Source organism: Bacillus sp. FSL R7-0685, assembly GCF_038002425.1.
Classification (GTDB): domain Bacteria; phylum Bacillota; class Bacilli; order Bacillales; family Bacillaceae; genus Bacillus; species Bacillus subtilis.
The window spans coordinates 2,586,910-2,599,187 of sequence record NZ_JBBOCN010000001.1 but is presented as its reverse complement, the minus strand read 5'-3'; the positions used below and the strand labels follow the sequence as shown (position 1 = coordinate 2,599,187).

General features: G+C 39.3%; 14 protein-coding genes. 7 read left to right on the top strand and 7 right to left on the bottom strand.

Features of this window, described 5'->3' with window-relative positions:
- Window positions 1-14 precede the first annotated feature (14 nt).
- Both MKY50_RS13630 and MKY50_RS13625 read right to left on the bottom strand, forming a co-directional pair.
- Window positions 15-830 (bottom strand): alpha/beta fold hydrolase, encoded by an 816-nt coding sequence (locus MKY50_RS13630; protein WP_339202941.1) that lies wholly within the window; start codon window positions 828-830, stop codon window positions 15-17.
- A gap of 136 nt (window positions 831-966) precedes the next feature.
- Window positions 967-1,230: a CD3324 family protein gene (locus MKY50_RS13625; protein ID WP_003229850.1), complete on the bottom strand. Its 264-nt coding sequence runs from the start codon at window positions 1,228-1,230 to the stop codon at window positions 967-969.
- 93 nt (window positions 1,231-1,323) lie between these two features.
- On the opposite strand from MKY50_RS13625, the gene MKY50_RS13620 reads away from it, so the two are divergent.
- A complete protein-coding gene (locus MKY50_RS13620) occupies window positions 1,324-1,476 on the top strand; it encodes a hypothetical protein (RefSeq protein ID WP_341116829.1) in 153 nt (50 codons plus the stop codon).
- 197 nt (window positions 1,477-1,673) lie between these two features.
- Window positions 1,674-2,507, top strand: a complete 834-nt coding sequence (gene csn, locus MKY50_RS13615; protein WP_003229851.1) for a chitosanase — start codon at window positions 1,674-1,676, stop codon at window positions 2,505-2,507.
- Window positions 2,508-2,778: 271 nt separating this feature from the next.
- On the opposite strand, the gene MKY50_RS13610 is transcribed toward csn, so the two are convergent.
- The gene (locus MKY50_RS13610; RefSeq protein WP_017696050.1) at window positions 2,779-3,882 is read right to left on the bottom strand and encodes a 2-methylaconitate cis-trans isomerase PrpF family protein; all 1,104 of its coding nucleotides are present in this window, start codon (window positions 3,880-3,882) and stop codon (window positions 2,779-2,781) included.
- Between the two features lie 144 nt (window positions 3,883-4,026).
- Here MKY50_RS13610 and MKY50_RS13605 point away from each other — a divergent pair, with 144 nt between their 5' ends.
- The gene (locus tag MKY50_RS13605; protein ID WP_015251604.1) at window positions 4,027-4,896 is read left to right on the top strand and encodes a LysR family transcriptional regulator; all 870 of its coding nucleotides are present in this window, start codon (window positions 4,027-4,029) and stop codon (window positions 4,894-4,896) included.
- Between the two features lie 114 nt (window positions 4,897-5,010).
- Window positions 5,011-6,327: a CitMHS family transporter gene (locus MKY50_RS13600; protein WP_038429373.1), complete on the top strand. Its 1,317-nt coding sequence runs from the start codon at window positions 5,011-5,013 to the stop codon at window positions 6,325-6,327.
- Window positions 6,328-6,602: 275 nt separating this feature from the next.
- Here MKY50_RS13600 and MKY50_RS13595 read toward each other — a convergent pair whose 3' ends face one another.
- Window positions 6,603-7,583 carry an aldo/keto reductase gene (locus MKY50_RS13595; RefSeq protein ID WP_004398762.1) on the bottom strand — a complete coding sequence of 327 codons (981 nt, stop codon included), beginning with the start codon at window positions 7,581-7,583 and terminating at the stop codon, window positions 6,603-6,605.
- Window positions 7,584-7,717: 134 nt separating this feature from the next.
- On the opposite strand from MKY50_RS13595, the gene sigZ reads away from it, so the two are divergent.
- The 3 genes from sigZ to MKY50_RS13580 all read left to right on the top strand — a co-directional run bounded on the left by sigZ (window position 7,718) and on the right by MKY50_RS13580 (window position 9,360).
- Window positions 7,718-8,248, top strand: a complete 531-nt coding sequence (gene sigZ / locus MKY50_RS13590; RefSeq protein WP_015251607.1) for an RNA polymerase sigma factor SigZ — start codon at window positions 7,718-7,720, stop codon at window positions 8,246-8,248.
- 133 nt (window positions 8,249-8,381) lie between these two features.
- Window positions 8,382-9,137, top strand: coding sequence for a metal-binding protein ZinT (locus MKY50_RS13585; RefSeq protein WP_251233093.1), 756 nt, complete (start codon window positions 8,382-8,384; stop codon window positions 9,135-9,137).
- Window positions 9,138-9,210: 73 nt separating this feature from the next.
- On the top strand, window positions 9,211-9,360 hold the full coding sequence (locus MKY50_RS13580) for a hypothetical protein (RefSeq protein WP_128474279.1): 150 nt from the start codon (window positions 9,211-9,213) through the stop codon (window positions 9,358-9,360).
- Window positions 9,361-9,645: 285 nt separating this feature from the next.
- Here the strand turns inward: MKY50_RS13580 and MKY50_RS13575 are convergent, their stop codons facing one another.
- The 3 genes from MKY50_RS13575 to murI all read right to left on the bottom strand — a co-directional run bounded on the left by MKY50_RS13575 (window position 9,646) and on the right by murI (window position 12,269).
- Window positions 9,646-9,723: a YjcZ family sporulation protein gene (locus MKY50_RS13575; protein ID WP_072175780.1), complete on the bottom strand. Its 78-nt coding sequence runs from the start codon at window positions 9,721-9,723 to the stop codon at window positions 9,646-9,648.
- Between the two features lie 582 nt (window positions 9,724-10,305).
- Window positions 10,306-11,013: a YrpD family protein gene (locus tag MKY50_RS13570; protein ID WP_015483480.1), complete on the bottom strand. Its 708-nt coding sequence runs from the start codon at window positions 11,011-11,013 to the stop codon at window positions 10,306-10,308.
- 458 nt (window positions 11,014-11,471) lie between these two features.
- Complete coding sequence (murI, locus tag MKY50_RS13565; protein ID WP_341116826.1) at window positions 11,472-12,269, bottom strand: glutamate racemase; 798 nt, start codon at window positions 12,267-12,269, stop codon at window positions 11,472-11,474.
- Window positions 12,270-12,278 lie beyond the last annotated feature (9 nt).

The window sequence follows — 12,278 nt, the reverse complement described above, 5'->3', positions numbered from 1 at the left end:
ATTTTAATCAATCCTTAACACGTATGTTTCTTTTCTTTTTCTAACATGTCGTGTAACCTCTCAGAAAATTCTTTATGGTATATTGTGTACCCCGTATGATTTCCGGGGAATTCAACCAATTCTGTTTTCAATTGTTCCGCTAGGGCGTTCGCGCAACGATAAGGAAAAAGCTCCCGAGAAGCACTTCCGCCAGCTGGGAGTATCTTCATCGGTGAAGATGTAAACACAGTTTTTAATGCTTCGAAATCTAATGTATAGCTGAGAATTCCTTGAATTTCATACTCAGTGAAATACGTTGAATTGCCGAGAAGCCGCTTTGTCAGCACTGCCTTTGATTGTTCGTCTGTCTCTAATCTTGACATTAACTTAATGACTTCACTTCGGTGATTTTTCTTAAGGTCTTCCATGAATTGCTCGGCTTGTTTCAGCTCATTTCCATGCAGAAGCTGCAATAAGATTGGTTCGTGTGAGATCATGACATGTACTTGTTCGGGATGGCGTATGCACAGATCAAGCCCGATAACAGCCCCGGAGCTGCTTCCAAATATGTATGCCGGTTTATTGGTGATTTTGGCTAGAAGACGGTGAGCATCGTCACTGTGTGTTTCCACACGGTAATCCTCAATCTGATTGGCGAGATTGCTGCGGGAATGGCCGCGGCGATCGTAAGTAACAACCGTGTACCAGTTAGCCAGATGATTGGCAACATGATGGAACTTGTCGGCATCACCGCCTCCGCCGTGGACCAAAAGAATGATTGGACCTGAGCCACGCACCTGATAGTGGATGTTCGCGCCGGGTACTTGCAACGTTCCATTGTTTATCGTCATTTGTAGGACCTTCCTTTCTTCTCATCTCCCTTAACTTTACACAATTGGCCAATGGTATTATATGCAGGAAATAACTAAGAAACAAACTCGCCATATAAAAAGCACTGATGATTTTTCATCAGTGCTTCCGTTTTGTTTATTTAGAGTAGACAATTTTTTTTATTGTTTCAATAGAGAGGTGATATTCATCAGATAATTGATGAATGGTTTTGCCGTTTTTAAATGCTTTTTTAATAGAAGCGTTTCTGTCATCGATCAGCTTTCTTGTTCCTGAACACGCACCCCATTTTTGATGAGAGGATTCAGGTTTAGGGATATATATTGTTTTTCCTTGAACATACTTTTGAATTTCCGATATCAGCTTTTCAGGTAAAATAGCGGTTGCTTTTACATATGCCATTTCTGCCAGCTCCTTATTTTTTTATGTTAAATAAGGTGCAAAGCCACTATATCAGAAAAGCTTACTTGGGCGATCTTTTAGAAAGTCTACCCCATGCAAAGTATCGCCTTCCCAATAGTAGGCTTTGCATGGGACGTTGCGGAATCTGGCATTCTCATCTTGCTTGCCATTTACATCACCTCCCTAACGATTTTCGATGATCATCTCCATTATAAAATAGAGGAAAGCCTTATGGCATCTTGTTAATGAAAGTTGAAGCAGTATGAAAATCAAGAGACCTTCCCAGTGAGAGGGGCTAAGGCTGATTGGCAATGAAAAGAGTAAGATTCAAGCTATATTACTTTAGATTCAAAATATTGACAAATTGATGTATTTTCAACAATAGGGCAGTTTCTTCATGTATACTGAGTCTGTATTTACAATATTTAGAAAGGGGAAGTGAAATGAAAATCAGTATGCAAAAAGCAGATTTTTGGAAAAAGGCAGCGATCTCATTACTTGTTTTCACCATGTTTTTTACCCTGATGATGAGCGAAACGGTTTTTGCGGCGGGACTGAATAAAGATCAAAAGCGCCGGGCGGAACAGCTGACAAGTATCTTTGAAAACGGCACAACGGAGATCCAATATGGATATGTAGAGCGATTGGATGACGGGCGAGGCTATACATGCGGACGGGCAGGCTTTACAACGGCTACCGGGGATGCATTGGAAGTAGTGGAAGTATACACAAAGGCGGTTCCGAATAACAAACTGAAAAAGTATCTGCCTGAATTGCGCCGTCTGGCCAAGGAAGAAAGCGATGATACAAGCAATCTCAAGGGATTCGCTTCTGCCTGGAAGTCGCTTGCAAATGATAAGGAATTTCGCGCCGCTCAAGACAAAGTAAATGACCATTTGTATTATCAGCCTGCCATGAAACGATCGGATAATGCCGGACTAAAAACAGCATTGGCTAGAGCTGTGATGTACGATACGGTTATTCAGCATGGCGATGGTGATGACCCTGACTCTTTTTATGCCTTGATTAAACGTACGAACAAAAAAGCGGGCGGATCACCTAAAGACGGAATAGACGAGAAGAAGTGGTTAAATAAATTCTTGGACGTACGCTATGACGATCTGATGAATCCGGCCAATCATGACACCCGTGACGAATGGAGAGAATCAGTTGCCCGTGTGGACGTGCTTCGCTCTATCGCCAAGGAGAACAACTATAATCTAAACGGACCGATTCATGTTCGTTCAAACGAGTACGGTAATTTTGTAATCAAATAAGCAGTGAGGAAAAGAAACCGCTGCAGATGAACTCAATCTAAAAGATACCAATGATATTGGTATCTTTTTATTTGCAGTAAAAAGTATTCAATTTTCTCTATAATGATTATGTCATGCTTGAGGCAGATACATTAAAGGACCTTGGCGATTTCATAAAAAACAATATAGAGGCTTTCCTAAAGCCATGCAAGATTACAATGGATCTGTGCAAGAAGGCGCATTCAATCCATCTATTAACGATGGAAAGGGGGAGGCTTTTTGCACAGTCCATCTACATCATTTGATAGTCTCCATGCGTATAAACTGTTCCGTCCATAATACGTCGTGCGGTACGGACGATCTTTATACCAGTGGGCTCCACCATTGTTTCAATAATACCAGAAGAATGAGCTAGCCGAACCTTTGTAGAGTGGTTTTTTGCTATTCTTGCAGGGATTGCACCTTCCACTGAAAGGGCTCTTGTTGTACATATCGCTCCAGTGACAGCCAGTGCTTGATGTGGCTTTTGCATGGACATCATCCTGATGTGTAAGTCCATCTCAACGCTTGAATGCCAAGCACCTGTACTATCTTTATATTTCTCTGGTTTTGCTACTATAGCCAGTTTGGGGACAGCCGGCGATAACTTTGTAGCTGAAAATCGACTGGCAAAGCCGCATTTCTCTGCCGCAATGGATCTTAATTCTTCAAATTGAGCCAACTGTAAATCAGTAAATTCTTCTGCAAGTTCCGTTCCCTCCAGGCCGATACTGCTCGCTTCCACAAAAACTAATGGATTTGCATAGTCGATAATAGACACCTCTATTTGGCCTTGACTTGTATCTAAAAACTCCGAACTATTTCCAGTAGGCAATAAATGACCGGTAACTGAACCAGCGGCATCATGAAAGTTTAAATAGATTGGAGATCCAGATCCAGGCACTCCAGATATCGTAACATCTCCGTCATATTTGACCTGACCGTCTTCCACTTCTACTTCCGCAATGATCATTTTATTCGTATTGGTATTCAGGATCCTTACCGCAGTCATTGGTTCTGTCGCTTTTACAAGTCCTTCTTCGATAGCAAATGGACCAACAGCAGCGGAGATATTTCCGCAGTTCCCCTTAAAGTCCACCTTTTCTTCCGAAATGCTGACTTGACCGAAAGTATAGTGAACATCAATATCCGAAGTATATGCTTTCTTTATTATTGCAACTTTACTAGTAAGGGAATTACCGCCACCCAAACCATCTATTTGTCTTTTATCAGGACTTCCCATGACATCAAGCAAAAAGGGCTCCCATTCGTTTTTATTGTTAGGCATGGCTGATTCGTGGAAAAAAACGCCTTTGCTTGTTCCGCCTCTCATGATTGTTACATTCGTCTTGACCATCGTCATCATCCTCATCTGAAAGGTAGTATTTTTTATGTTTTTTAGTGTAGAAGGTAAAAAAATAAAAATAAAATATAAGTTTTCTTAATATTCGATAAAAAAACTTTTATAATTGTGAAAGAAGGACTAGAAAGGAAGATGAAAATGGATGAGAAAGATTGGATTTTATTGAAAATTCTTCACGAAGAACAAAGTGTAACAAAAACAGCAGAACGATTATTTACATCACAGCCTTCCATCACTTATCGGTTGAATAAGATTGAGGAGATTTTCGGAATTGAATTATTCACCAAAAGGCATAAAGGAATTACCTTTACTGCGGAAGGAGAACACTTGGTTGCTTATGCAAGAAGAATGCTACAGGAACTTCAAGATACCAAAGATCATATCTCTAATCTAAGCAAAGAGGTGCAAGGACATCTAAGGCTGGGGGTATCAAGCAATTTCGCTCAATATAAGCTCCCTAAGTTATTAAGGGAATTTTCCACTATGTATCCTAATGTCCAATATAGTGTACAAACAGGCTGGAGCACAGATGTCATGAAATTATTAGATGCTGGTATTGTACAAGTCGGTATACTGAGAGGAAGCCATCGCTGGAAAGGGGTGGAGGAACGGCTGACACGGGAAAAATTACATATCATCTCAAAAAAACCAATAACGATAGAGCAACTTCCTTTTTTACCTTTTATCAAATATAAAACGGATGCTTCTTTAAAAACGATTATAGAAGATTGGATGCATACGAATCTAAAACAAGCCCCCATTATTGCAATGGAAGTGGATCGACAAGAGACTTGCAAAGAGATGGTAAAGCATGGTCTTGGTTACTCCATAGCACCAGAAATTTGCCTGCAGGAATCTGATCATTTGTACACAATGGAACTGTATAATGCTAAGGGTAAGCCTCTAATGAGAGATACTTGGCTAATGTACGATCAAAAATCATTAGGAATCAAACTCGTTAAAGCATTCATTGATTTTTTAAAGGGTGAACAAATGGTAACCATTTAAAGTTATGATAGAATTTTTTTTGAAACACAGTAAAAAAATATTTATTTAACTTATTACACCGTATAAGATATGTTAATCAAAAGTCATTTGAAAGCGCATTCTTGGAGGTGTAATATGCTTACTATTTTAGGTTTTTCGATGGTAACTGTTTTTACAATATTAATAATGACAAAGAAAGTCTCGCCTATTGTTGCCTTGACCATCACTCCCATTGTTTTTGCTCTTATTGGAGGTTTTGGTAAGGGTATTGGCGACATGATTTTAGAAGGAATTCAAACAGTTGCAAGTTCAGCGGCATTGCTATTGTTTGCTATTCTTTTTTTCGGAATTTTAATTGATGCAGGTTTATTTGATCCGCTAATAGAAAAAATTTTATCTATAGTAAAGGGAGACCCTGTGAAAATAGCGATAGGATCTGCCGTCTTGGCAATGCTTATCGCTTTAGATGGGGACGGTACAACAACCTATATGATAACAGTCTCAGCAATGTTACCTTTGTATAAAAGAATTGGTATGAATCCCATGGTTATGGCGACATTAGCAATGCTGTCGTTGAGTATCGTTAGCGGAATGACTCCATGGGGCGGACCAGCTACAAGAGCGATTTCAGTGCTGGGTTTGGATCCTTCAGATTTTTTTGTGCCATTACTTCCGACCATGCTTGGAGGTATTGCTTGTGTGATATTTCTGGCTTTTCTAATGGGAAGGAAAGAGAGGAATCGAATAGGCATCGTTCAATTAGAGCCTAGACATATAACAAAGGACAGCTCTCAATCTTATATGGCTGCTAGTTTGGAGAGCGAGCAATTGAAAAGGCCACGCTTAATATATCTTAATTTATTCCTCGTTATAAGTATCATGGTGTTTATTGTGCTTGGAACTAAGCATCCGTCAGTTTTATTTTTAATTGGTTTTGTTCTTGCCCTTACTATAAATTATCCGAATGTAAAAATGCAGAAGGAGCGAATCGCCGAGCATTCTGGTAATGCCATAACTGTAGTATTATTGGTATTTTCAGCAGGAGTATTTGCTGGTATATTATCCGGGACAAAGATGGTGGATGCCATAGCAGGATCATTAATATCCATCATCCCCTCATCAATGGGAGGGTTTTTCCCCGTTATTGTAGCACTCACTAGTATTCCGTTTACTTTTGTTTTATCAAATGATGCATATTACTTTGGTATGGTACCTATCTTTGCAGAAGCTGCCTCAGCATATGGTATAGAACCAGTAGAAATTGCAAGGGCTTCTATAATGGGGCAGCCGGTTCATCTGATGAGTCCATTGGTTGCGTCAACAGTATTGCTAGTAAGCATGCTTAAAATGGACTTGGGGTCATTTCAAAGGTTTGCCGTTAAGTGGGCTGTAATTACATCATTAGTTATTACGTTGTTAGCAATCATTACAGGGGCTATTACTATTTTGTAAAGAAACAATAATAATATTTAGACTGCCAATGAATCATTAGTTTGATTGATTTAAATACAGCTGAAAGGGGTCCCAAGCTGATCAAGCCAGTTGTCTCTCCAGTTACTCTATTGTTTAGGGTTCTTTTTTAGAAGTGGCAGCATTTTTGTCGATGTTTAGCCAGCATTTTCAGCATGATGTGGAAAAGACAAGAGACAAACATGCTCTTGTCTTTCTTAATATGATAGTTCAGTATAAATATTTAAGAAAAATGTCAGTATTGAGTAATGAATGTATCACCAGGCGTATGCCTCAGGTGTCTCTCCTCCAGGTCCGGGAAAGATATCATTTAACATGCGGAGAATCTCCTTATCCAGACTGATTTCAACGGCTTTTATCGTATCACGCAGCTGCTCAACCGTTCGTGGTCCGATGATCGGCGCAGTTAAAACTGGATTTGCCAGCACCCATGCCAAAGCCACATTTGCTTCTTTTTCTCCTAGTTCTTTGCATAAATCTGAAAATTTCTCGAGTTGCAAACGATGTTTTTCAATTAAATCTGCTCTTTTTGCTGTACGAGTTCCGGCATTGCTTTTCAATGCCTTCCCGCCAAGAAGCCCTCCTGCAAGGGGACTCCACGCCACTACTCCTAAACCAAGATCCCGTGCAGCCGGCAGCACTTCCATTTCAGCTGTTCGTTCTAATAAACTATACTTATGCTGTTCAGTGACGAGTCCCATGAATCGCCGTTTTTCAGCTTCAGCTTGCGCTTTAACTAAATGCCAGCCTGCAAAATTACTGGATCCAATATAGTCTACTTTGCCGGAGCGAACCTGAGTCTCAAAAGCTTCCCATATCTCATCCCACGGTGTCCGCCTATCGATATGATGCATTTGGTACAATTCGATATGATCTGTCTGAAGCCGCTTCAGTGATCCTTCCAGATGACGTCTGATTTTGTATAGAGACAAGCCCCTCATATCATTTGGTCCGTCATTCGGATCAGAAATCGGTTCATATACTTTTGTCGCCAGAACAACTTTCTCGCGGCGCTGTCCTCCTTGTGCAAACCATTTTCCAATGATGCTCTCTGTCAATCCTGCGTTTTTGCCCCAGCCGTAAATATTGGCAGTATCAAAAAATTGAATGCCGTTATCAAGCGCTTCATCCATGATACGGAACGCAGTCTTTTCGTCTGTATCAACTCCAAAATTCATCGTGCCTAAACATAAACGGCTCACCCGCAATCCTGTTCTCCCTAAATAGGTATACTCCACAACAAACCTCTCCTTTATCATTATTTTTGGCAACAGCTGCAATACAATTGATTCAACAATTGTTTGCTCTTTGTTACGATTAAAAAGACGAAGCAAATGTAAAGCAGACGCAAAATTATAGGAGGTTTTTTCAAATGAATATAGAGGATCTATGGGATCAATTTCATCAGCCGTTAAAAACATATATTTCACATAGGGTTAACGATCAATCTATCGTTGATGACCTCTTGCAAATCGTATTTATGAAAATACAAGTACATCTTCCAAATCTGATCGATGAACAAAAGATCGACAGCTGGATTTATCGGATCACTAGAAATACAATTATTGATTTTTACCGTACAAAAAAAACAAGCGAAATATTGCCTGATGTTCTACATTTTAATGACAGTGCAGAGGAAGAAAATTTCACCAAGGAAGCAACTGTGTGTATTCGATCGACCATCAAACGGTTGCCTGAAAAGTATCGAGAGGCGCTCGAGTTAACTGAATTCCAGGGGTTATCACAAAAAGAGTTGAGTGAAAAGCTCGGCATTTCTTACTCCGGAGCAAAATCAAGGGTACAACGCGGACGTGGAAAATTAAAACAGCTGCTTGAGGGGTGCTGTCATATTGAAGCGGATCGATATGGAAATATCGTAGACTTTCGTATTTTAAAGGAATAACTGATGAACAAAGTCAGTTATTCCTTTAAAATAGGCCATCCGCATGAAGAGCATTTTCCCTTTGATGTTTGTAAGAGATGTATGTATAATATAAATCGTAACGTTTTCGATTTAATAAAAAAGGAGTGTTGGAATGAACATTTTATTTTCAAAGCCGCTAGGCATATTAACGATTGGTTCATTACTAGTTTTGACAGGATGTCAGACTTCCGGTTCTTCTGCAGGTGAGTCTAATAAAACAACATCATCCTCAGCAGTTGAAGAAGACTCTTCCAAAACGCAAGAGCAAACATCTGACAGTCATACACACGAACATTCTCACGATCATAGTCATGCGCATGATGAAGAAACAGAAAAAATATATGAAGGCTATTTTAAAAACAGCCAAGTAAAGGATCGCTTACTTTCTGATTGGGAAGGAGATTGGCAATCTGTATATCCATACCTGCAAGATGGTACTCTTGACGAAGTGTTTTCATATAAATCAGAACACGAAGGCGGCAAGACAGCTGAAGAATATAAAGAGTATTATAAAAAGGGCTATCAAACAGATGTTGACCGTATTGTAATCCAGAAAGATACTGTAACGTTCTTCAAAAATGGAAAAGAATATTCTGGTAAGTATACGTATGACGGATACGAAATTCTAACCTATGATGCGGGCAATAGAGGGGTAAGATACATATTCAAACTAGCTAAAAAAGCAGAAGGGCTGCCTCAGTATATTCAGTTTAGTGATCATAGTATTTACCCGACTAAAGCTAGTCATTACCATCTCTATTGGGGGGACGACCGTGAAGCTTTACTTGATGAAGTCAAAAACTGGCCTACCTACTACCCGTCAAAAATGGGTGGACATGATATTGCCCATGAGATGATGGCTCATTAAATGATGATTACTCTATGAAAGTTGTTCTGCCATAGCCATTTTTTCTGTGGAGAATTGATAGAATGGGGAAAAACTGATTGAGACCATTCAGTATCCGCCATATTATTGTGACGTGGCATACCTTGAGTCATCTCACATGAAGAGTAGAAGAAACCTATTTCAAAATAAAAAATCATTGGATGTATGGCAGTGGATTACGCTTGAAATCTATTGGCTTATATGAAGCAAAGAAGAGACCCAAAGACCGCAAAGCTTTCAAGAAAGCTTTGCGGTTTTTTATATGTCTAAGCCTCGATTCATCTCACCATAAAAAGGTATTTCAACTTTCTCTTTTGATCGACAATAGTCCATAAAGGGAAGAATATTTCCCTCACAAAGAAGTCGTGGCAGTAATCTCCATAGGTGTGTTTGCATGGCCCCACTTTAATGGTTTTGTTTAAATCTAATAAAAAACAGACGCCATAAAGATTTCTTATGGCGTCTGATGGATATGAGGTAAGGTGTGTTCTTAATAGCCACCAAAGAAAGATGTCCCAACGATGATTAATAGGATGAATAGAACTACGATTAATGGAAATGACCTCATAACATCACCTTCCTTAAAAGAGGATAGTACATGATATGCAGATCGAGCTTATTCGATAGTGATGCTAGTTTAATTGATGTAAAAATATTTTTTAGCCTAAGGCTGGACTGCTAACTCATCTTTATTAGTTATTAGATCATACTTATGATTTTGGAATGAATCCGTTTCAAAGTGATGTGTTGTTCTCGGCCAATCGCTGGCTAATCTTCCTGATGCAATCGAGCTATATGAAGCCATCCCTCTTTTATGAAAGTACACCCAAAACTTCTCTCTCTTGCAGACCCTTAATCATTTGACTTGCATATCGAGCGTAAGCATGCCTCATCTAAAAATAAAGTGCACCATCTGCTATTTGTTTTAACTTTTTTAAGACAGTGATGCACACCTTTTGCGTTGAGCAAATGGAACAGGCTCAGAAGGGGCGAGCTGCTCCTTACTTCACCCAGATAAAAGACGGGGATAGACGGCATGCACCGAAGCTAACTGAAAGTTAAATTGAAATGAAAAAAGGGGCATGTTAAGCCCCCTTTAAGACTATCGAGAACTTCTCAATAGCCTAATGCATTGTATGTTTAACATGTTTTAATTTTTCACAACGGATAAACTGACACTGTTGCCTGAGACTGTTACTTTAGCGAAGTCTTGTGTATCAATTACAGGTGTTATTGCTTTGTTGTCGATGGTGATGTTTGTAAAAGATGTTGAAAAATTTGATTTGATAGATTGGCGTGAACCTGTTGTTGCAACTGTAGCGAGCGCTTTCCATTTGGAGATGGAGCCGACATTTGTTTTGCTGATTTCTGAAATGAGACGGCCGTTGTATCCTGCATTGTTTGTGCCCCAGTATGTAGCGCGTGTATTGCCGTTAAGGTTTTTGTAGATGGTAAGTTGTACGGTGCTGCCGGGACGGAAGCCTTTCGTATTCGTAAATTGGCTTCCTCCTTCGAGGTACTGAACCTGATCCTGTCCTTTTGAACCGACTTTCATATATGGTTTCCATACGTTATATTTATCACTGTACTGAAACCCGATATCGGATTCTGTGCCCCCGCTAAAGCCAGAGTAGATATAGGCTGTCCCATTTGAAACCTGAATGGAGCTAGGAAGCTGGATTTTTGTAACAAAAATGGCACCAGTGCTGTTCAAGTAAGCCCTCCCGCCGATTCCATCAGTTAGCTGTGATGCAGCTTCTGCGGTTTTTGGGCTAATAATACCCGGCACATCTACTGCACATGTGCCAAAAAGCACAGTTGCCGTAAGCGCACCCGCAAGCAGTCCTTTTTTCATCATCATTATTTCCCCCTATCATTATAATTAGAAAGCGTTATCATCTTGTATTATAAAACATTATGAAAATAATTCCATAATAAACATGAAAATAGACACAGAATTTACACATTATTACTTTGTATATCTGGCAAACGGTCGATTCGCAATCTCGAAAAATGTCCCGTGAAGTGTACATGTTACGATAACTTTTCAATCGATACTTGTGCTTTATTGTAATAGAAAAGCTATAGAGATGGGGTAGAAATAAGAGGGGAAAGAGCGAAAACACTGTAATCAGATTTGTGTGCATAACTCAATTGTTTGTTAGAAAAGAAGTGGGCTTTTTCAACCCGCTTCTTAGTTCATGTTTCCCTTCAGGAGACTGTCTTTTTCATTTACATTGGATAACAAACCCGAATTCATACTTCTCTCTTTTGTAAATTTACTGAAAAAATGTTTATAACCAGAGCCCCTTACATTCAATGTCCAACACGACTCCTTTGATTTTCATCTAATATTTCAAACAATTTTTTGTACTTTGATATGATTTCTTGGTCCACAATTTTCTGCCCTGAATTGAAAAAGGTGATTGAGCCCGATCCTTTACCAAGCTGGTTACGATCTGCAAGAACTTTTTTCAACTGTTTTGCAGTACCGACACTGCCTGAAATCATATCAACTTTTATCCCAAACAGTTTTTCAAAACTGTTTTTGAAAAACGGAAAATGAGTGCATCCTAACACAATCGTTCCGTATTGTTTCAAATCAAAAGAAGATAGTTCGTTCTCTAGATATTTAATGATCTTGTCTTCACTAAAATCAAAGTTCTCAGCAAATTCAACTAGTCCTGGAAGCGCTAAGCAATCAACAAGGTCATGGTGATCAATTTCTTTTACTAGATTATGAAATTTCTCTTCTTTAAGGGTCAAATTAGTAGCAACTACCAGAACTCTTTTTCTTTCCTTTGTACATTTATTTATAGCAGGCTTTACAGCGGGTTCGATTCCGATTATCGGAAAGTCGAAGTTTCTCCGAAGATCCTCTATCGCAATGCTAGTAGCTGTATTACACGCAATAACAAGAGCTTTGATATTTTGACTGGCCAGAAATTCAGCTGCATTGAAAATATATTCTTTAACTTTACCCTTTGATTTTTCACCGTATGGAACGTTTAACGTATCTGCATAAAAAATGTAATCTTCATAAGGAAGAACTTTTATGGCCTCATACAATACAGTCATGCCACCAATTCCTGAATCAAAAAATCCTATTTTCATCACTTCTCA

What these genes read in the sequence shown, in the direction of transcription:
- MKY50_RS13625 (WP_003229850.1), bottom strand. Translation starts at nt 1,230, where the DNA reads ATGGCATATGTAAAAGCAACCGCTATTTTACCTGAAAAGCTGATATCG.
- sigZ (WP_015251607.1), top strand. Translation starts at nt 7,718, where the DNA reads ATGAATATAGAGGATCTATGGGATCAATTTCATCAGCCGTTAAAAACA.
- MKY50_RS13610 (WP_017696050.1), bottom strand. Translation starts at nt 3,882, where the DNA reads ATGGTCAAGACGAATGTAACAATCATGAGAGGCGGAACAAGCAAAGGC.
- MKY50_RS13620 (WP_341116829.1), top strand. Translation starts at nt 1,324, where the DNA reads ATGCAAAGTATCGCCTTCCCAATAGTAGGCTTTGCATGGGACGTTGCG.
- MKY50_RS13575 (WP_072175780.1), bottom strand. Translation starts at nt 9,723, where the DNA reads ATGAGGTCATTTCCATTAATCGTAGTTCTATTCATCCTATTAATCATC.
- murI (WP_341116826.1), bottom strand. Translation starts at nt 12,269, where the DNA reads ATGAAAATAGGATTTTTTGATTCAGGAATTGGTGGCATGACTGTATTG.
- MKY50_RS13570 (WP_015483480.1), bottom strand. Translation starts at nt 11,013, where the DNA reads ATGATGAAAAAAGGACTGCTTGCGGGTGCGCTTACGGCAACTGTGCTT.
- MKY50_RS13605 (WP_015251604.1), top strand. Translation starts at nt 4,027, where the DNA reads ATGGATGAGAAAGATTGGATTTTATTGAAAATTCTTCACGAAGAACAA.
- MKY50_RS13585 (WP_251233093.1), top strand. Translation starts at nt 8,382, where the DNA reads ATGAACATTTTATTTTCAAAGCCGCTAGGCATATTAACGATTGGTTCA.
- csn (WP_003229851.1), top strand. Translation starts at nt 1,674, where the DNA reads ATGAAAATCAGTATGCAAAAAGCAGATTTTTGGAAAAAGGCAGCGATC.
- MKY50_RS13630 (WP_339202941.1), bottom strand. Translation starts at nt 830, where the DNA reads ATGACGATAAACAATGGAACGTTGCAAGTACCCGGCGCGAACATCCAC.
- MKY50_RS13600 (WP_038429373.1), top strand. Translation starts at nt 5,011, where the DNA reads ATGCTTACTATTTTAGGTTTTTCGATGGTAACTGTTTTTACAATATTA.